A 17,546-nucleotide genomic window follows, 5' to 3' on the forward strand; every position below is an offset into this window, starting at 1 on the left:
CGGGCTTGCTCGCGAAGGCGGTGTGTCATTCAACATTGATGCTGGCTGACCCGACGCCTTCGCGAGCAAGCCCGCTCCCACAGGGATTGCGTTTAACTGACCAGCATTAGCCCGCAGGCTTTTTTGCGCATTGAAACACCGGCTTCACGGCATTTGCGGCAACTCCTGCGGCCGCAAATCAAACACCAACACCTCGGCATCCACGCCGTTGCTCAAGCTCAGCACCTGTTCTTCCCGAACCCGCACACCATCGCCTTCCTGCAACGGCATGCCGTTCAACTCGACACTGCCGCGCGCCACATGCACATAGGCGTAACGATCGGCGGCCAGTTCCAGGGTGGCGCTTTCCTTGCCGTCGATCAGGCCGGCATATACCCGCGCATCCTGGCGAACTTTCAGCGAACCGTTGGCGCCATCCGGGGAGATGATCAGTTGCAAGCGCCCGCGTTTTTTCTGCGTGCTGAAGTGCTCTTGCTGGTAACGCGGTTTGGCGCCGCTAACCTCTGGCACGATCCAGATTTGCAGGAAGTGCACCGGTTTGTTCGTCGAATGGTTGAACTCGCTGTGAGCCACGCCGCTGCCAGCGCTCATCAGTTGCACATCACCGGGACGGATCACCGAACCGGTGCCTAAGGTGTCCTTGTGTTCCAGGGCACCTTCGAGCACATAGGAAAAAATCTCCATGTCGCGGTGAGGGTGCTGGCCAAAGCCTTTGCCAGCCGCCACACGGTCGTCGTTGATCACCAGCAAGTCTGAAAAACCCTGCTCCCGAGGGTTGCGGTAGTTGGCGAAGGAGAAGGTATGGAACGACTTCAACCAACCGTGATTGGCCGCGCCGCGATCCGAAGCTTTACGAAGGGTCAGCATGATGAAATCTCCTGTCAGGACGTGAATTCGTCCGAGTGAGGAGAAGGTTAATGTTTACCGTCTGGTGCAATAAGTAGATGAAAATTGAAATACTGTCTCTTTCAAGTTGACAGTATTTGGTGCTGGTTCACGTATCCTTGTTGGTACATTTGGCCATAATGCTCAGCACTGCTGACGCTATTTTCCTTCTTCTCTGATATCAGTGATGTCCAATCCATGAAAACCGTGGCAATGGTGCTGTTCCCCGACTTTCTTCTGCTCGACATGGCCGGGCCCATGGAGGTGTTTTCCATCGCCAATCGTTATCTGGATTCGGCGGACCGTTACGAGCTGTCGACCATCGGCACCGAGCCGGGCGCGCTGCGAGCCTCAAACGGCGTTAACGTTCAGGCCGATTTGCACATCGATCAGGCGAATGAGCGCTATGACTTGTTGCTGGTGCCGGGCGGGCCGGGAGCCTACAACGAAAAACATCCGTCATTGCTCGCCTGGCTTCAGGGCGCTGTCACCCGGGCGAACCGTTATGGGTCGATCTGCACCGGCGCATTCGTGCTCGGGCATGCCGGGCTGCTGGACGGCTATCGCGTGACCACTCACTGGCATTACACCGAACGTCTGATCAAAGGCTTCCCCAAGGCCACCGTCGAGACCGATCAGATTTACGTACAAGACCGCAATCTCATCACCTCTGGCGGTGTCACCGCTGGCATCGACCTGGCGCTCGCGGTGGTTGCCGAAGACCATGGCAAGAAGGTCGCCCAGGACGTCGCCAAGGTGTTGTTGGTGGTAATGAAACGCCAGGGCGGGCAGGCGCAGTTCAGCCCGTTGATGGCGGCAGTGGCACCCCATGAAACGCCGATCACCCGGGTGCAGAACCATGTGCTCGAACACCTTGATGAAGCGTTCAGCATCGAACGCATGGCCAGCCTGGTGAACATGAGTGCGCGGCACTTTGCCCGGGTTTTCGCCCGGGAAGTGAACATGACGCCCATGGAGTTTCTGCAAAGTGCGCGCATCGATTGCGCCAGGAACCTGCTGGAAACCAGCGACCTGCCGCTCAAGACCGTGGCCTATAAAAGTGGCTTCGGCAGCGTGCGGCATATGCGCTTTCTGTTCAGTGAAAAGCTCGGCCTGACCCCCACTCAGTACCGCGAACAGTTCAGTTAGGGGGCGTTGTCCGTCACGCGCACCGTGATGGCCGTGATGCTCCTCCCGTGGCCGTTGTACCGTCACCCATGCCTGCCAAGATACCTATGAACTCTTTGCCATGGAGATGCGGGAGCCTGGATGGACGGGGGCGATGGATTTTGCAGTGCCTTGAGCCGGCCCAGGTTTTCAGCGCATGAACGTGCATGAACAGCCTCAGCAATATAAACAGCGATGCGGTGCTGCGCTTCGGGCCCTACGCGTTCCACCTGCATCAGCGACTGATCCTGGACGGTGATCGAGCGCTGCGCATGGGCGGGCGGGCCCTGGATATTTTGCAGGTGCTGCTCGAGCGCGCCGGTTCAGTGGTGAGTAAGGATGCCCTGATCGCGCATGTCTGGCCGACCTCGGTGGTCGAGGAAATCAACCTGCGTGTGCATATCGCCGCCCTGCGTCGGGCACTTGGCGATGGCCAGAACGGCCAGCGTTACATCGTCAATATTCCCCAGCGCGGCTACAGCTTCATCGCCCCGGTACAACGCGACGGGACAGGCACGCGGGTGCCGGTCGAGACGGAACACAAGCCTCAGCACAACCTGCCTGCGCGGCTCACACCGGTGACCGGTCGCGACTCGATCGCCGGCAGTGTGGCCCGGCAGTTGCCGGTTCGACGTCTCATGACTCTGATTGGTCCCGCCGGCATTGGCAAAACTACCGTGGCGCTGCGCGTGGCCGAGTTGCTGTTGCAGCACTATCAGGACGGTGTCTGGAGGGTTGATCTGGCGGCCATCGATGACCCGGGGCAACTCGTCGAGCATCTGTCGCGCACGCTGGAACTGGACGTCGGCGGGGCGGCGCTGGAGCAGCGGCATGCCTTGGTGGTGCTCGACAATTGCGATCATCTGCTCGAATGCTGTCGGGCAGTGGTAGACAATCTGTTGGCCTCGGCGCCACGGCTGTCGATCCTGGCCACCAGCCGCGAACCCCTGCGAGCGGCGGGAGAAACGCTGCTGCATATACCGGCCCTGGCGGTGCCGCCGGCCTCAGCGATATACAACGTGGCCGAGGCCATGGGTTATTCGGCGGTGCAGCTGTTGGTCAGCCGCGCCCGAGCCCGTCAGCAAGGGTTTGCCCTGCGCCAACAGGACCTCAAGGCAGTGCGCGAAATCTGTCGGCGCCTGGATGGCCTGCCCTTGGCCATTGAACTGGCGGCGGCGCAGATCGATGCGTTGGCGTTGGTGGGGTTGCAAGCGCAACTGGGTAACTGTTTTCAACTGCTGACACAGGGGCGGCGCACTGCCGTGCCACGGCATCAGAGCCTGAAAGCCGCACTGGACTGGAGCTATGAACAGCTAAGCCCGTTGGAGCAAACCGTGCTGCAGCGGCTGGCAGTGTTCAAAATGGCGTTCACCCTGGACGCGGCAATTGGCGTGATCAGTTGCGCGGTGCTGTTGCCTGCCAGTCTGGTTAAAGGGGTGGAAAGCCTGGCGCGCAAATCGCTGCTGTCGGTGGAGCAGAGCAGCGGCGTGACCCGTTACCGTTTCCTCAACACCACCCGCGCCTATGCCCTGGAAAAACTCGACGACAGTGGCTACTTGCGCGCCTGTGAACTGCGTTATGAGGGCTACATCAGCCGGGCACGCTGGACATCAGCCGGGCAGGTGTCGCTGCAGCTCGTCGAGTAGCCGACGGACTTTCGTCAAGTCCGGTGTGGCAAAGCCTTCGGTGAAGCGCTGGTAAATCGGCGCCAACAGCTCATAGGCTTGCTGAAAGTGACCCTGACGCTGCCATAGTTGGGCCAATGAGGTGGCGCTACGCAGTTCCCAGGCCAGCGCTCCCTGGGTTTTTGCCACGGCTAAAGCTTTGAACAGCACCGCCTCAGCCGCACTGACCCCGGTCGGGCAATCCTCGGTCAGCAACGCGTCGGCCCGGGCTCGTAGAATTTCCGCCGTGCTCCAGCCCGCCGTACCGTTTTCGGCTCGTTCCAGCAATGCGTCATCGATGAAACGACTGTCCAGCGTGACCATGATTTCCTTGATCAACCCGCTGTTTGCTTGCGGTGAGGAGGGCGCATCGGCCCCCCCGATTACCTGCGCGTAATGTTTGGCCCACGTGTAGAACAGCAGCACCGAGTGTTTCTTCGCCTGTTCAAGCAGCAGGTTCAGGAGCTCGCGGGCGACCGGGGTGTCGCCGTTGTAGTGAGCGATCAGGCAACCGGCCAGCGCCAGGGTGTAGCAGATGGACGTGCCATGATTGATCTGCATCGCGATGTCGAGCGCCTGTCGTGCGGTGTGCCAGGCTTTTTCCGGGTGCCCTTGTAACCAGAGAATGCGTGCCAGAATCGTCAGGGCTGCGACGCTTTGATCGTAATGCACACCAAAACAGTAGGTGAAGCGGTTGAGGTGCCCGCTCTGGGCCAGGCATTGAATAACCTGTTCGACATTCTCCCGCGCCAGAGCCTGATCCCCCGCAAAGTGCAGCGCCAGAACCCGCAAGCGTTGGGTGCTTAGGGCCAACACCGCATCACCGTGCAGCCCCAACTGCTCAAATTGTCGGCTCTGCTCCAGGGCCTGTTGGTAGTGGCCGCAACTAAGATCAACCGCCAAGTGCCCGGAAATCGCCTTGAGCTGACCGGCCACATCGTTGCAGTGTTCGGCCAGGTATTTGGCGCTGACAAACGCTTCGACGGCTTCGTCGCTGCTGCCCAGGGTGTGGTAGCAGGAACTGCCGAGGGCAAGCTTGAGGGTCATGGTCACACGCGGGCAGGGCTGACGCGTCGCTTCGAGCAACGCCAAAGCTTTGCGCACATACGCGCCGTGCTCTTTGAGCAGCGACAGTTCCTGCCAGAGCGGCGTCGAGGTTGCAGCGAGGCGGATCGCCAAGGCCTGCGGTCCTTGAGCGTTCAAGCCCCAATCGAGTGCAGAACGGATGTCTTCCAGGTTGCGGGCGTAACGCTCGGTCCAGCGCTCGCTCGAGATCTGCTCCCAGTCGTTCTGGGCTTGCTGCATCAAGGTCAGGCAGCGTTCGGCGTGGCGCTCGCGGGTGTCCGGCAATTCCTGGGCCTGGGCGAGTTTTTCCAGTGCATAGCCACGTGTGGTGTCGAGCAGCCGGTAGAACACTTCTTCGTCGCCGACTTCCACGTTCAATAATGACTTGGCGACCAATTGGGTGATCGAGGCGAACACCACGCCGGGTTCGAGGTGTTCACCGACGATCACGGCGGCCGCCGACTCCAGGGTGAAGGCGCCCCGAAAAATACCCAGTCGACGCAGGCAGATTTGCTCGCAGGCATTGAGCAGTTCGAAGCTCCAGTCCAGCGTCGCGCGCAGCGTCTGATGGCGGCCCAAGGTCGTTTGGCAGCCTTGGGTGAGCAGGCGAAAGTTGCCTTGCAGCTGCAACAGCAACCCACTCAAACCCAGGCTGCCCACTTGCGCTGCCGCCAGTTCGATGGCCAGCGGTATGCCGTCCAGACGCCGGCAGATTTCAATGGCCAGCGGTAGTTCGGCTTCGCTCAGTTCGAAACTGTCGTGGCTGGCCATCGCCCGTTCGACAAACAATTGCAGCGCCGAAAACGTCAGGGCCTGAGCGCGGTCGAGCACGGCGATGGGCGGTGGGCAGTCCAGCGATTCCAGGCGCTGCACGAACTCGCCTTCGGCCCGCAGGCTCTCGCGGCTGGTGGCCAGAATGTGCACTTGGGGCGCCGCGCGCAGGATGCTTTCACTGAGCAACGCAATGGCATCGATCAAGTGTTCGCAATTGTCGATGACCAGCAGCATCTGCCGTTCGCGCAGGAACGTGGCGAGACCGCTCATGGGTTCGGCGTCGTGCAAGGATAAATCCAGCAGCGTTGCCAAGTGCGTGGTGATCATCAAAGGGTCGTTGATCGGTGCCAGGTCCAGCAGGCGAATGCCGTCTCGGTAGTGGCTGATCAATTGCTCGGCGACGCGCAGCGCCACCGTGGTCTTGCCGATTCCGCCGGGGCCCACGAGGGTGATGAAACGCTGCCGCGTCAATTGCGTTATCACGCTGTCGACCAGAGCCTGACGACCAATCATGCGGGTCCGACGGATTGGCAGGTTATGCCGGCTCCCATTTTCGGCGCTTTTCGGGCTTTGCTCGATGTGCTCCACAGAGAACGGCGCGACAAAACTGTAGCCGCGCTGAGCAACGGTGATGATGTAGCGCTGGCCGGCCTGACCATCACCGAGGGCCTTGCGCAGCGCAGCCATGTGCACCCGCAGGTTGATGTCTTCCACCACGCTTTTGGGCCAGACCCGGGCGATCAGTTGCTGCTTGCTCACCACCTGCCCGGCGTGTTCCAGCAGGATCAACAGAATGTCCATGGCCCGCCGACTTAGACGCAAGGGCTGGTCGGCCTCCATCACCAGGCGCTGTCCGGGGTAAATCCGGTAAGGGCCGAAATGAATGGCCTGTTCGGGAGAAAGGGTCAACGGGTCGCTCCTGCTTGCATCCGTCTGTCGCACGGTATCGGGGCATATTCCTCAGGTTTTTTCGGCAGTGCAATGCTCTGTCGTGCACCTCGTCGGTGTGTGCATCGGCTGCTGGATTCCCGTCAGCGCTTGTCGATCCCGTATTTATTGGGTGCGGTGTTGGCCGGGGGCGTGGGCGCCCCGTTGAAAATTAACAACGTTTAACTCGTCGTGTGTCCGGTCTACGCTCAAAAATCCATCCCTTCAAGTTCAACCGAAGGCACCGGCCTTCTTGCACCAAAAAGCGTGCCGCAAAAAGGATGAACCCTTCTGGAGGAGCCGGAATGAGCAACGTGGTGGTTGTCTATCACAGTGGCTACGGGCACACCCGGGTCATGGCCGAGGCCGTGGGCCAGGGTGTGGAACGGCACCTGGGCAGCACCTGTCGGCTGATTCCGGTCGAAGAAGTGGACGATCACTGGGAACGCTTACACCGCGCCGATGCAATCATCTTTGGCGCCCCGACCTACATGGGCAGTGCTTCGGCAGCCTTCAAGGGCTTCATGGACGCTACCGCCTCGTTCTACCTGGCCCAGCCCTGGCGCGACAAACTTGCCGCCGGCTTCACCAACTCAGGCTGCCTGTGCGGCGACAAGCTCAACACCTTGCAGCAGATGGCAGTGTTCGCCGCCCAGCACTCGATGATCTGGGTCGGCCTCGACCTGCTGCCGGCGCGCAGCAGCATTGGCCTGTTCGATGGGCAGTTGAACCGGCTCGGCAGTTCGCTGGGAGCCATGGCCCAATCGAACGTCGAACAGTCCCCCGACCTTGCACCGCCGCCCGAAGACCGCCGCACTGCCGCGCATTTGGGCGAGCGGGTGGCACGCCTGGCTGAGCGAATGGTCCGCACCTCTTATTAACCGCCACAAAAACCATGCATGAGGAGACATCACCATGAGCACCTTTACCACCCGAGACGGCACCGAGATTTACTACAAGGACTGGGGCACAGGTCAGCCAATCGTCTTCAGCCACGGTTGGCCATTGAACGCTGACAGCTGGGAGTCGCAGATGATCTTCCTGGCTTCGAAAGGCTATCGGGTCATCGCCCATGATCGCCGTGGTCACGGGCGTTCGAGCCAGCCGTGGTTCGGCAATGAGATGGACACTTACGCCGATGACCTGGCGCAGCTGATCGAGCATCTGGACCTGCAAAACGCCGTGCTATTCGGCTTCTCCACCGGCGGTGGCGAAGTGGCGCGCTACATTGGTCGCCACGGCACTGGACGCGTGGCCAAGGCCGGGCTGATTTCCTCGGTGCCGCCGTTGATGCTCAAGACCGAAGCCAACCCTGGCGGCTTGCCGCTGGAAGTGTTCGACGGTATTCGTCAGGCGTCCCTGGCCGACCGTTCGCAGCTGTACAAGGATCTGGCCAGTGGTCCGTTCTTTGGTTTCAATCGCCCGGGTGCCAAGCCGTCCCAAGGCATGATCGACTGGTTCTGGCTGCAGGGCATGATGTCCGGCCACAAGAACGCGTATGACTGCATCAAGGCGTTCTCCGAAACCGACTTTACCGAAGACCTGAAGAAGTTCGACGTACCGACCCTGGTGGTGCATGGCGACGACGACCAGGTCGTGCCGATCGACGCCGCCGGTATCGCTGCGGCAAAACTGGTCAAGGGCTCCATCTTGAAGGTCTACCCGGGAGCACCCCACGGCCTGACCGATACCCACAAGGATCAACTCAACGAAGATCTGCTGGCGTTCATCAAGGGCTGATCAAGATCAAAAGATCGCAGGCTGCGCCAGCGCCTACAGGGTTAAGTGAACTCCTGTAGGCGCTGCCGAAGGCTGCGATCTTTTGATTGTGAGAGGGGGAAGAGAACGCACCGTTCGACAGCGCCAGGCAAACGGTGTGATGCCTTCGCTGCGGGTGAAGATATGGGAGAAATGTGCCTGATCGCAGAAGCCACATTCCAGGCTGATTTGCGTCAGGGTCATGTCGGTGTTCTGGATCAAATGCTTGGCCCGGGCGATGCGTTGCTGTCGGATCCAGTCCTGCGGTGAAACACCGGTGCTGCACTTGAACGCACGGGAAAAATGACTGCGTGACAGGGCGCACGCCCGTGCCAGTTCAGTCACTTCCAGGGTTTCATCGAGATGGTCGAGGATCAGCTGCTTGGCCAGATGTTCACGCCAGGGGCTGAGCCCGCCTGCGGGTTTTTTTCGTGTTTGGGTGGCTGACGCGCTGACCGCGTTCTGCTGGAAGTGAGCCATGACAAATGTCCGTGTCGGTGGGAGCGCGCTGGTGCACTGCACGGTGGGTCAGCACGTTCCCTTTTCTGAAAAAAAACAGGTCTGCGCAGAGGGCTTCATTCTTGGTCGTGGGGGCTTTGGCTTGCGAGTTAAACGTTGTTAATTCCTCGATCCGGGCGGGCCGTCTCGAGTAAAGTCAGATACTCGTCAACCTTCGTGCCGGGCTGAAAACACCATGGGATTGTGCTTATGAACCGTAACGATCTGCGCCGCGTCGACATGAACCTGCTGGTGATTTTCGAAGCCCTGATGTTCGAAAAAAACCTGACCCGGGTCGCCGAAAAACTCTTCATGGGCCAACCCGCGGTGAGCGCTGCGCTGGGGCGGTTGCGTGATTTGTTCGACGATCCGTTGTTGCTGCGCAACGGTCGCGGGATGGAGCCGACCGCGCGGGCGCTGGCGATTCTCAAGGAACTGCAACCGGCGATGGACACCATCTCGGGGGCGGTCAGCCGCGCCAAGGAATTCGACCCAACGACCAGCTGCGACGTGTTTCGCATCGGGCTGTCGGACGATGCCGAGTTCGGACTCTTTCCTCCGTTGTTGCGCAAACTGCAAGAAGAAGCGCCGGGGATTGTGGTCGTGGTGCGCCGCGCCAATTATCTGCTGATGCCGGCGTTGCTCGCGTCTGGCGAGATTTCGGTGGGGGTGAGTTACACCACCGACCTGCCGGCCAATGCCAAGCGCAAACGCCTGCGCGACATTCCCTGCAAAGTGCTGCGCGGTGACGATCGTCCAGGGCCCCTGACCCTCGACGAGTATTGCGCACGGCCGCACGCGATGGTGTCGTTCTCCGGTGACCTGAGCGGCAACATCGATATGGATCTGGCCAAGGTCGGCCGCTCTCGCCGCGTGGTGCTGGGCGTGCCGCAATTCAGTGGCTTGCGGGCGTTGTTGGCCGGTACCGAGATGATTGCCACGGTGCCGGATTACGCTGCGTGTGCGCTGGTCGAGGGATGTACCTTGCGCGCCGAAGATCCGCCGTTTCCTATCGACGCCGCGCAGTTGTCGATGGCGTGGAGCGGGGTGCATGACAACGATCCTGCCGAAAAATGGCTGCGCTCACGGATCAGTCAGTTCATGTCCGAGCCCCTGAACATACCAACCCCGTAGGCGCTGCCGAAGACTGCGATCTTTTGAGACGACCCATCTTGCATACCCACACCGCTCCCACAGGGGAATGTGTGTTGATTCGAGGGCTGTGTTTAATGGTGTTTAGCGTTACTTCCTGAAAGCTACAGATCCTTGCGCCGTTGCCTACGACTGCGCCAGAATCCGCCGGCTTGTGTGCCTAATGGCCGGGCTCTATTGTTTCCCGGTCGCTGACGAATCAGCGATCGGGTTTAGCGACCCGAACCTTTGTAGGCGCAACAGCGCTCCAAACTCTCTTGCAGATTGTTCATGTCTGCGATTGATGTCATGGCGGCTGTGCGCGGGAGACCTTCGGGTCTGCCGGGCGCCTACACCCGGTTCGCTAACCTGCGTGCAGCCGCCACCCTTACCTGTTTAGCGACAGGTCTTGGTGGCTCCATTTCTTGTAGGAGATTCACCATGTTCAAAGCCACACCTAACCCGCCAGAAACCGACGACGTTTCCCCCTACGATCCCCTCGATCCCAAAAAACTCAACGAAGCCGCCGAGCGTGCTCTTGATCACTACCTCAAACCGTCCGCCCCCAAGACCCCGCGCAAACCGAGCACGATTTACACCGTCGCCCCGGGCATCGACATCGAAGAGCTACTGGCCAATGCCTGCGAATCCTTTGCCTCGGCCAAGGTGATCGCCAGTGACTGTGCCGGGTTTCTGGAGGGGTCGCAGCGCAATACGATACTGGGCGTCGCGCAGCTCATCATGCTGGGTGAACTGGCTGTGAGTCGGGCGCTGGATAGTCTGGAATTGAAGGCAGCCCCGGCCGTCTGACCGGATTCAATACGAAACGGCCTTCGGGCCGTTTTTTGTGCCTGAGCAGTAGTGAGCACGCACAAAACCCTGTGGGAGCGGGCTTGCTCGCGAAGGCGGTGGGCCAGTCGACATCACCGTTGAATGACACACCGCCTTCGCGAGCAAGCCCGCTCCCACAGGGGAATGTGTGTTGATTTGAGGGCTGTGTTTAATGGTGTTTAGCGTTACTTCCTGAAAGCTACAGATCCTTGCGCCGTTGCCTACGACTGCGCCAGAATCCGCCGGCTTGTGCGCTTTGGGCCTGGTCTTTATCGTTTCCGCATCGCTGCCAATCAGCGATCGGGTTTAGCGACTCGGACTATTCAAAGTGCATCAGTGCTCCAGACTTCATTGCCGACTTTTGACGTCTGCAATTGCGTTATGGTGGCTGTATGCGGGAGACCCTCGGGTCTACCGGGTGCCTTTGACCGGTTCGCTAACCTGCATACAGTCGCCACCCTTATTTGTTTAGCGACAGGTTCTGGTGGTGCTATTTTCCAAAGGAGATTCACCATGTTCAAAGCCACACCTAACCCGCCAGAAACCGACGACGTTTCCCCCTATGATCCCCTCGATCCCAAAAAACTCAATGAAGCCGCCGAGCGTGCTCTTGATCACTACCTCAAACCGTCCGCCGCCAAGACTTCGCGCAAACCGAGCACGATTTACACCGTCGCTCCGGGCATCGACATCGAAGAGCTACTGGCCAATGCCTGCGAATCCTTTGCCTCGGCCAAGGTGATCGCCAGTGACTGTGCCGGGTTTCTGGAGGGGTCGCAGCGCAATACGATACTGGGCGTCGCGCAGCTCGTCATGCTGGGTGAACTGGCTGTGAGTCGGGCGCTGGATAGTCTGGAATTGAAGGCAGCCCCGGCCGTCTGACCGGATTGAATACGAAACGGCCTTCGGGCCGTTTTTTGTGCTTGAGCAGTAAGTGAACACGCACAAAACCCTGTGGGAGCGGGCTTGCTCGCGAATGGGGTGTGTCATTCAACAGTGATGTCGACTGACCCAAAGCCTTCGCGAGCAAGCCCGCTCCCACAGGGTTTTGTGTCGTTTGGGCGTTCAGCGTGTTGAGCAAAGAGAGCACGTACATTCAATTTTTCCCTCCCCCGTCACTGCACTATTCAGGGCAATGATTGATCAAGGGTAGGGCCATGAACGCTTCGCGATGGAATGAACAGGCTCAAGATTTCGGGCTGCTGTTTTTGCGGGTCAGTGGTGGTCTGTTTCTGCTGTGGGTTCACGGCTTGCCCAAGCTGCTGGACTTCAGTGCGCAGCTGCAACTGATCGAAGACCCTTTCCACCTCGGTGCCCACCTCACCCTGATCCTGGCGATTTTCGCCGAAGTCCTCTGCCCATTACTGATCATCGCCGGGGTGCTGGCGCGGCTGGCGTGCTTGCCTATTCTCTTTGTGCTGCTGGTGGCGATGCTGATTGTGCATCCGCAATGGAGCGTGGCCGAAGGGCAGTTCGGCTGGTTGCTGTTGATCCTCTTCACCAGCATTTTCATCGCCGGGCCCGGACGGCTGGCGCTCAATGTTCGTCTCGCTGGAGCCCTCCGTTATGCCTGATTCCAATCGATTCGAAGAAGTCGTGACGCTGATCGTCAAACATAGGGTCAAGGCCGGTTTTGAAGCGGCCTATGAAGCCTGGCTGCGCAACATCGTCAGCGTGGCCGGGCAACGCGAAGGACACTTGGGCGTGGATGTGATTCGCGGCAAGAGCGGTGGCCTCGACCTGTTCACCTGCGTGCTGCGGTTTTGCTCCACTGACGCGATGCAGCGCTGGCTCGACTCGCCGCAACGCCAGGCGCTGGTCGACGAAGCTGCGCCGATGCTGGCCGACGGCGACCAGACCGAGGTCAACCCGGTCAATGAGTTCTGGTTCTCACCACTGGCTGAGGCCGGTTCGCCACCGCCGCGCTGGAAGCAGGCCGTAGTGACGTTACTGGTGATTTTGCCGCACACCTTGCTGGTGCCGCTGATCTGGGGGCCGCTGTTGCAGCTCAATGCATTCCTGTCCAACTACGTGGTCGCCACTTTCCTGATCACCCTGACCATTGTGCTGTCGGTGGTGTACGTCTTTATGCCGTTGGCCACGCGCCTGTTCGCGCCGTGGCTGGAAGCCGGCCAGTCCCATTCCACACAGCCTTAAGGAAACGCGATGAACGCCGATCTGATTCTGTTCAATGGCCAGTTCCATACCGTTGACCGTGAGAAGCCCCTCGCCAGCGCCGTGGCGATCAGCGACGGCCGCTTCGTCGCGGTTGGCACCGATGCCGATGCCATGGCCCTGCGCGGTTCGGGCACGCAGGTCATCGATCTTAAGGGCCGGTGCGTCATCCCCGGCCTCAACGACTCGCACTTGCACCTGATCCGCGGTGGTTTGAACTACAACCTCGAACTGCGCTGGGAAGGTGTGCCGTCCCTGGCCGATGCCTTGCGCATGCTCAAGGATCAGGCCGACCGCACGCCCACGCCGCAGTGGGTGCGGGTGGTGGGTGGCTGGAACGAATTCCAGTTTGCCGAGAAGCGCATGCCGACCCTGGAAGAACTCAATCAGGCCGCACCCGATACGCCGGTGTTCGTGCTGCATTTGTACGACCGCGCCTTGCTTAACCGTGCGGCACTGCGCGTCGCCGGTTACACCCGTAATACGCCGAACCCGCCGGGCGGCGAGATTGTGCGCGATGCCAACGGTGAGCCGACCGGCATGCTGGTGGCGCGGCCGAACGCGATGATTTTGTACTCGACCCTGGCCAAGGGGCCGAAGTTACCGCTCGAATATCAGGTCAACTCGACCCGCCAGTTCATGCGCGAACTCAATCGGCTCGGCCTGACCAGTGCCATCGACGCGGGCGGTGGTTTCCAGAATTACCCGGACGACTACGCGGTGATCGAGCAGTTGGCCAAGGACCAGCAACTGACCATCCGCATCGCCTACAACCTGTTCACCCAGAAGCCCAAGGAAGAACTGACCGATTTCAAGAACTGGACCGGCAGCGTCAAGCTGCATCAGGGTGACGACTTCCTGCGGCACAACGGCGCCGGGGAAATGCTGGTGTTCTCGGCGGCGGATTTCGAAGACTTCCTCGAGCCGCGTCCGGACTTGCCGCAAACCATGGAAGACGAGCTGGAACCGGTGGTTCGCCACCTCGTCGAGCAGCGCTGGCCGTTCCGTTTGCATGCGACCTACAACGAATCCATCAGCCGCATGCTTGATGTGTTCGAGAAGGTCAACCGCGACATTCCCTTCAATGGTTTGCCATGGTTCTTCGACCACGCTGAAACCATCACCCCGCAGAACATCGAGCGGGTAAGGGCACTGGGCGGCGGCATCGCCATCCAGGATCGCATGGCGTTCCAGGGCGAGTATTTCGCCGAGCGCTATGGCGCCAAGGCCGCCGAAAACACGCCACCGATCAAGCGCATGCTGGCCGAGGGTGTACCGGTGGGGGCCGGCACCGATGCGACTCGAGTGTCCAGCTACAACCCTTGGACCTCGTTGTACTGGATGGTCAGCGGTCGCACCGTCGGTGGGCTGGCGCTGCACAGCGAAGGCCTGCCCCGGCAGACCGCGCTGGAACTGTTCACCCATGGCAGCGCCTGGTTTTCCTCCGAACAAGGCAAGAAAGGCCAGATCAAGGTCGGGCAACTGGCCGACGTCGCCGCCCTGAGCGCCGACTTCTTCAGCGTCGAGGAAGAAGCCATCAAGTGGATCGAATCGGTGCTGACTGTGGTCGGCGGCAAGGTGGTGTACGCCGCCGGCGAATTCGAAAAGCTTGGACCGCCTAGCGTGCCGGTGCTGCCGGACTGGTCGCCGGTGGTCAAGGTGCCGGGTCACTGGCGTCCGGCTTCACCGATGCAGGCGCAGGTTCACCAGTGCAGCGGACCGTGTGCGGTGCATTCCCACAGCCATGAACGGGCGCGTTTGTCGAACGCGCCGGTCAGCGATTTCCAGGGGTTCTGGGGCGCGTTTGGCTGCTCGTGTTTTGCCTTCTAGTGATTAAACAATGCGCCGGCCTGGTGTGTCGGCGCCCCTGAGGTAAGTCCATCCCCCGAGGAGTTTCACATGAGCAACGTTCCTTACAAACGTCTGAACAAAGATGATGCAGTGGTATTGCTGGTTGATCACCAGACTGGCCTGATCTCGTTGGTGCAGGATTTCTCGCCTAACGAATTCAAGAACAACGTGCTGGCCCTGGGCGACATCGCCAAGTTCTTTAACCTGCCGACCGTCCTCACCACCAGTTTCGACAGCGGCCCGAATGGCCCGATCGTGCCGGAACTCAAAGAGCAGTTCCCGGACGCTCCGTTCATTGCACGCCCGGGCCAGATCAACGCCTGGGACAATGAAGACTTCGTCAAAGCCGTGAAGGCCACCGGCCGCAAGCAGCTGATCATTGCCGGTGTTGTAACTGACGTGTGCGTGGCGTTCCCGACGTTGTCGGCACTGGCTGAAGGTTTTGAAGTGTTCGTGGTAACCGACGCCTCCGGCACCTTCAACACTACGGTGCAACAAGCGGCGTGGGCTCGTATGTCGGCTGCCGGTGCGCAACTGCTGAACTGGTTCTCCGTGGCTTGCGAGTTGCAGGGCGACTGGCGCAACGACATGGAAGGCCTGGCCAACCTGTTGTCCCAGCGCATCCCGAACTACCGCAACCTGATCAACAGCTACACGACGTTCACCGCGAAGTAAGTGGTAATGGCTGCCGGTCTCGGCCGGTCGCTTGAAAAGATCGCAGGCTTCGCCCGCTCCTACATGATTGGGTACACCCGCCTGTACTCAATTCCCGTAGGAGCGGGCGAAGCCTGCGATTTTTTGATCTTTAGATTTGGGGAGTCAGAAACAAAAAAAACGGCTATAAAGCGTTTGGCTGTCAAACCAGGGCGCGACAATGAATCCGTTCGAAGATATGCGTATGTTTTGCCAGGTCATGGACTCTGGCAGCTTCACGGCGGCAGCCGATCAATTAGGGTTGTCCAAGCAGTTCGTCAGCCGCCGCCTGATGCAACTGGAAGAGCGCCTCGGCGTGCGCCTGCTCAACCGTTCGACCCGGCGGTTGGACGTCACGCCGCTGGGGCAGAGTTATTACGAATCAGCCCTGCGCCTGCTCAGCGAAGTCGAGCAAGTGGAGCAGGGCATCGCCGGCCAGACCACCGAGCCTCGCGGCACCATTCGCCTGAGCGCACCGTTGTCGTTTGCCGTGGCGCATCTGGGCTGTCTGTTACCGGAGTTTTTGCAGCGTTATCGCGAGGTCACCGTGGAAGTCGACCTGAGTGATCGACCAGTGGACTTACTCGGTGAGGGCTACGATTTGGCATTGCGCATTGGCGTACTGGAAGACTCGACACTGATCGCCCGACGTCTCGCCTCCATCGAGCGGCTGTACTGTGCCAGCCCGGTGTATCTGGCCGAGCGGGGTACGCCGCTTAAACCCGAGGATTTACACACCCATGATTGCCTGCCTTACGGCCACGGTCGTCAGGTGCAATGGCGTTTCGAGGGGCAGGGCAAGCCGCAGAACGTCAACGTCACAGGGCGGATGCGGGTCAACAATGGTGAGTTGCTCAAGGACGCGGCCATCGCCGGTATGGGCATCACGTACCTGCCGACCTTCATCGTCGGTTCGGCCCTGGAGGACGGCCGACTTGTACCAGTGCTGGATGATTTGCGCCCCAAGCCGCTGACCTTGTCGGCCGTCTACCCGCAGCATCGCCAGAGGTCACGACCGGTGCAGGCGCTGATCGAGTTCTTGCGTGAGCGGTTGAATCAAGGCGAAGAGATTTCGCCCCACCGGTGATTACAAGATCACAACAAAGCTCGAATGGTAGTTTTTCTGATGCTGATCCAGACTCGTGCCGGCCAATCAACGGCCTGAATTCTGGAGTGTGCAATGGAAATGCCGACAAAAGAAAAAGCCATCGCCAGCAATCGCGATGCGTGGAATGACTCCGCCCAACACCACAAAGACACCCCGGAGTGGCGGGCCTGTTTGAGTGCCGTGAGCCATGGCGATTTTTCCTGCCTGGATGACACCCTCACCGGGTTGCTTCAACAGGTCGGCGTCGACGGCAAGGATGCGGTGCAGCTCGGCTGCAACAACGGACGCGAAAGTCTTTCGCTGTTTGCCCTGGGGGCCCGTCGTGTCGTCGGCATTGACCAGTCGGAGGCCTTTCTCGATCAGGCCCGGGAGCTGGCATCCCGTTCGCCCCATGAGCCCGAATTCATCGAGGCGGACATCCATCACCTGCCGACTGATCTTCACCAGTGCTTCGATGTAGCCCTGATTACCATCGGCGTATTGAACTGGATGCCGGACATCGCTGAATTCTTGCGCCATGCCGCGCAAACCCTCAAGCCCGGCGGTGCTCTGGTGGTGTACGAAACCCACCCGTTCCTGGAAATGTTCGACCCCGAGTCAGCCGATCCCTATCGCCCGGACAGTTCGTATTTTCGCAGTGAACCTTTCGTCCAGAACCAGCCGATCGTTTACGAGGGCAAAGTCGAACAGCCCGCCTCAGCGTCTTACTGGTTCGTCCACACCCTGGGTGCCATCTTCACCGGTGCTGTTGAGGCGGGGTTGCAGATCAGCCACTTCAAGGAATACCCGCATTCCAACCGAGAAGAACTCTACGATCGGTATCAGCAGCAAAAGGCGCAGTTGCCGTTGTGTTACACGTTGGTGGCGGTGAAGCGCTGAGTGTCGGATCTGAGAAATGAGTTGCATTGACTGACGCTATCGCGGTGTAGAAACGGATACATCCTTTACAATCGAGACCGGGGACATCCTTTACGTTTTTGTGGGTTTGAAAGGCGGTTTTCACCGCTTTTCAAACGACC

At 59.9% G+C, this 17,546-nt stretch carries 16 protein-coding genes; 13 read left to right on the plus strand and 3 right to left on the minus strand.

The window, feature by feature from the left end; genetic code table 11:
- Nucleotides 1–144 precede the first annotated feature (144 nt).
- Nucleotides 145–867 (minus strand): pirin family protein, encoded by a 723-nt coding sequence (locus ACIPLA_RS13625; RefSeq protein ID WP_401173555.1) that lies wholly within the window; start codon nucleotides 865–867, stop codon nucleotides 145–147.
- A 216-nt stretch (nucleotides 868–1,083) separates the two neighbouring features.
- Here ACIPLA_RS13625 and ACIPLA_RS13630 point away from each other — a divergent pair, with 216 nt between their 5' ends.
- Nucleotides 1,084–2,034, plus strand: coding sequence for a GlxA family transcriptional regulator (locus tag ACIPLA_RS13630; protein WP_401173557.1), 951 nt, complete (start codon nucleotides 1,084–1,086; stop codon nucleotides 2,032–2,034).
- Between the two features lie 185 nt (nucleotides 2,035–2,219).
- Entirely contained in the window at nucleotides 2,220–3,698 is a 1,479-nt protein-coding gene (locus ACIPLA_RS13635) for an ATP-binding protein (protein WP_401173558.1), read from the plus strand.
- Here the strand turns inward: ACIPLA_RS13635 and ACIPLA_RS13640 are convergent.
- Nucleotides 3,663–6,464 (minus strand): ATP-binding protein, encoded by a 2,802-nt coding sequence (locus ACIPLA_RS13640; protein WP_401173560.1) that lies wholly within the window; start codon nucleotides 6,462–6,464, stop codon nucleotides 3,663–3,665. The two genes, ACIPLA_RS13635 and ACIPLA_RS13640, sit on opposite strands and share 36 nt — an antisense overlap.
- A 323-nt stretch (nucleotides 6,465–6,787) precedes the next feature.
- Between ACIPLA_RS13640 and ACIPLA_RS13645 the strand changes: the two genes are divergently transcribed.
- On the plus strand, nucleotides 6,788–7,363 hold the full coding sequence (locus ACIPLA_RS13645; RefSeq protein ID WP_123497653.1) for a flavodoxin family protein: 576 nt from the start codon (nucleotides 6,788–6,790) through the stop codon (nucleotides 7,361–7,363).
- A 34-nt stretch (nucleotides 7,364–7,397) separates the two neighbouring features.
- On the plus strand, nucleotides 7,398–8,222 hold the full coding sequence (locus tag ACIPLA_RS13650) for an alpha/beta fold hydrolase (RefSeq protein ID WP_401173562.1): 825 nt from the start codon (nucleotides 7,398–7,400) through the stop codon (nucleotides 8,220–8,222).
- 33 nt (nucleotides 8,223–8,255) lie between these two features.
- Here ACIPLA_RS13650 and ACIPLA_RS13655 read toward each other — a convergent pair whose 3' ends face one another.
- Entirely contained in the window at nucleotides 8,256–8,720 is a 465-nt protein-coding gene (locus ACIPLA_RS13655) for a helix-turn-helix domain-containing protein (protein WP_401173564.1), read from the minus strand.
- A 228-nt stretch (nucleotides 8,721–8,948) separates the two neighbouring features.
- Between ACIPLA_RS13655 and ACIPLA_RS13660 the strand changes: the two genes are divergently transcribed.
- The 9 genes from ACIPLA_RS13660 to ACIPLA_RS13700 all read left to right on the plus strand — a co-directional run bounded on the left by ACIPLA_RS13660 (nucleotide 8,949) and on the right by ACIPLA_RS13700 (nucleotide 17,406).
- On the plus strand, nucleotides 8,949–9,872 hold the full coding sequence (locus tag ACIPLA_RS13660) for a LysR family transcriptional regulator (RefSeq protein WP_192343415.1): 924 nt from the start codon (nucleotides 8,949–8,951) through the stop codon (nucleotides 9,870–9,872).
- Between the two features lie 438 nt (nucleotides 9,873–10,310).
- Nucleotides 10,311–10,679 carry a DUF6124 family protein gene (locus ACIPLA_RS13665; protein ID WP_401173566.1) on the plus strand — a complete coding sequence of 123 codons (369 nt, stop codon included), beginning with the start codon at nucleotides 10,311–10,313 and terminating at the stop codon, nucleotides 10,677–10,679.
- 534 nt (nucleotides 10,680–11,213) lie between these two features.
- Nucleotides 11,214–11,582: a DUF6124 family protein gene (locus ACIPLA_RS13670; protein WP_218399260.1), complete on the plus strand. Its 369-nt coding sequence runs from the start codon at nucleotides 11,214–11,216 to the stop codon at nucleotides 11,580–11,582.
- Nucleotides 11,583–11,857: 275 nt separating this feature from the next.
- Nucleotides 11,858–12,274: a DoxX family protein gene (locus tag ACIPLA_RS13675; protein WP_401173568.1), complete on the plus strand. Its 417-nt coding sequence runs from the start codon at nucleotides 11,858–11,860 to the stop codon at nucleotides 12,272–12,274.
- Entirely contained in the window at nucleotides 12,267–12,857 is a 591-nt protein-coding gene (locus ACIPLA_RS13680; protein ID WP_123497641.1) for an antibiotic biosynthesis monooxygenase, read from the plus strand. The genes ACIPLA_RS13675 and ACIPLA_RS13680 overlap by 8 nt, the downstream gene beginning before the upstream one ends.
- 9 nt (nucleotides 12,858–12,866) lie before the next feature.
- Entirely contained in the window at nucleotides 12,867–14,705 is a 1,839-nt protein-coding gene (locus ACIPLA_RS13685; RefSeq protein ID WP_401173570.1) for an amidohydrolase, read from the plus strand.
- Between the two features lie 69 nt (nucleotides 14,706–14,774).
- Nucleotides 14,775–15,401 (plus strand): isochorismate family cysteine hydrolase YcaC, encoded by a 627-nt coding sequence (gene ycaC, locus ACIPLA_RS13690; protein WP_007900772.1) that lies wholly within the window; start codon nucleotides 14,775–14,777, stop codon nucleotides 15,399–15,401.
- 199 nt (nucleotides 15,402–15,600) lie between these two features.
- Entirely contained in the window at nucleotides 15,601–16,506 is a 906-nt protein-coding gene (locus ACIPLA_RS13695; protein WP_401173573.1) for a LysR family transcriptional regulator, read from the plus strand.
- Nucleotides 16,507–16,599: 93 nt separating this feature from the next.
- Nucleotides 16,600–17,406: a class I SAM-dependent methyltransferase gene (locus ACIPLA_RS13700; RefSeq protein ID WP_401173575.1), complete on the plus strand. Its 807-nt coding sequence runs from the start codon at nucleotides 16,600–16,602 to the stop codon at nucleotides 17,404–17,406.
- The last annotated feature ends 140 nt before the right edge of the window (nucleotides 17,407–17,546 follow it).

The organism is Pseudomonas sp. NPDC086112, from assembly GCF_044746425.1.
GTDB lineage: Bacteria > Pseudomonadota > Gammaproteobacteria > Pseudomonadales > Pseudomonadaceae > Aquipseudomonas.

Coding starts and splice junctions, on each gene's coding strand:
- ACIPLA_RS13625 (WP_401173555.1), bottom strand. CDS start 867: ATGCTGACCCTTCGTAAAGCTTCGGATCGCGGCGCGGCCAATCACGGT.
- ACIPLA_RS13630 (WP_401173557.1), top strand. CDS start 1,084: ATGAAAACCGTGGCAATGGTGCTGTTCCCCGACTTTCTTCTGCTCGAC.
- ACIPLA_RS13635 (WP_401173558.1), top strand. CDS start 2,220: ATGAACAGCCTCAGCAATATAAACAGCGATGCGGTGCTGCGCTTCGGG.
- ACIPLA_RS13645 (WP_123497653.1), top strand. CDS start 6,788: ATGAGCAACGTGGTGGTTGTCTATCACAGTGGCTACGGGCACACCCGG.
- ACIPLA_RS13650 (WP_401173562.1), top strand. CDS start 7,398: ATGAGCACCTTTACCACCCGAGACGGCACCGAGATTTACTACAAGGAC.
- ACIPLA_RS13655 (WP_401173564.1), bottom strand. CDS start 8,720: ATGGCTCACTTCCAGCAGAACGCGGTCAGCGCGTCAGCCACCCAAACA.
- ACIPLA_RS13660 (WP_192343415.1), top strand. CDS start 8,949: ATGAACCGTAACGATCTGCGCCGCGTCGACATGAACCTGCTGGTGATT.
- ACIPLA_RS13665 (WP_401173566.1), top strand. CDS start 10,311: ATGTTCAAAGCCACACCTAACCCGCCAGAAACCGACGACGTTTCCCCC.
- ACIPLA_RS13670 (WP_218399260.1), top strand. CDS start 11,214: ATGTTCAAAGCCACACCTAACCCGCCAGAAACCGACGACGTTTCCCCC.
- ACIPLA_RS13675 (WP_401173568.1), top strand. CDS start 11,858: ATGAACGCTTCGCGATGGAATGAACAGGCTCAAGATTTCGGGCTGCTG.
- ACIPLA_RS13680 (WP_123497641.1), top strand. CDS start 12,267: ATGCCTGATTCCAATCGATTCGAAGAAGTCGTGACGCTGATCGTCAAA.
- ACIPLA_RS13685 (WP_401173570.1), top strand. CDS start 12,867: ATGAACGCCGATCTGATTCTGTTCAATGGCCAGTTCCATACCGTTGAC.
- ycaC (WP_007900772.1), top strand. CDS start 14,775: ATGAGCAACGTTCCTTACAAACGTCTGAACAAAGATGATGCAGTGGTA.
- ACIPLA_RS13695 (WP_401173573.1), top strand. CDS start 15,601: ATGAATCCGTTCGAAGATATGCGTATGTTTTGCCAGGTCATGGACTCT.
- ACIPLA_RS13700 (WP_401173575.1), top strand. CDS start 16,600: ATGGAAATGCCGACAAAAGAAAAAGCCATCGCCAGCAATCGCGATGCG.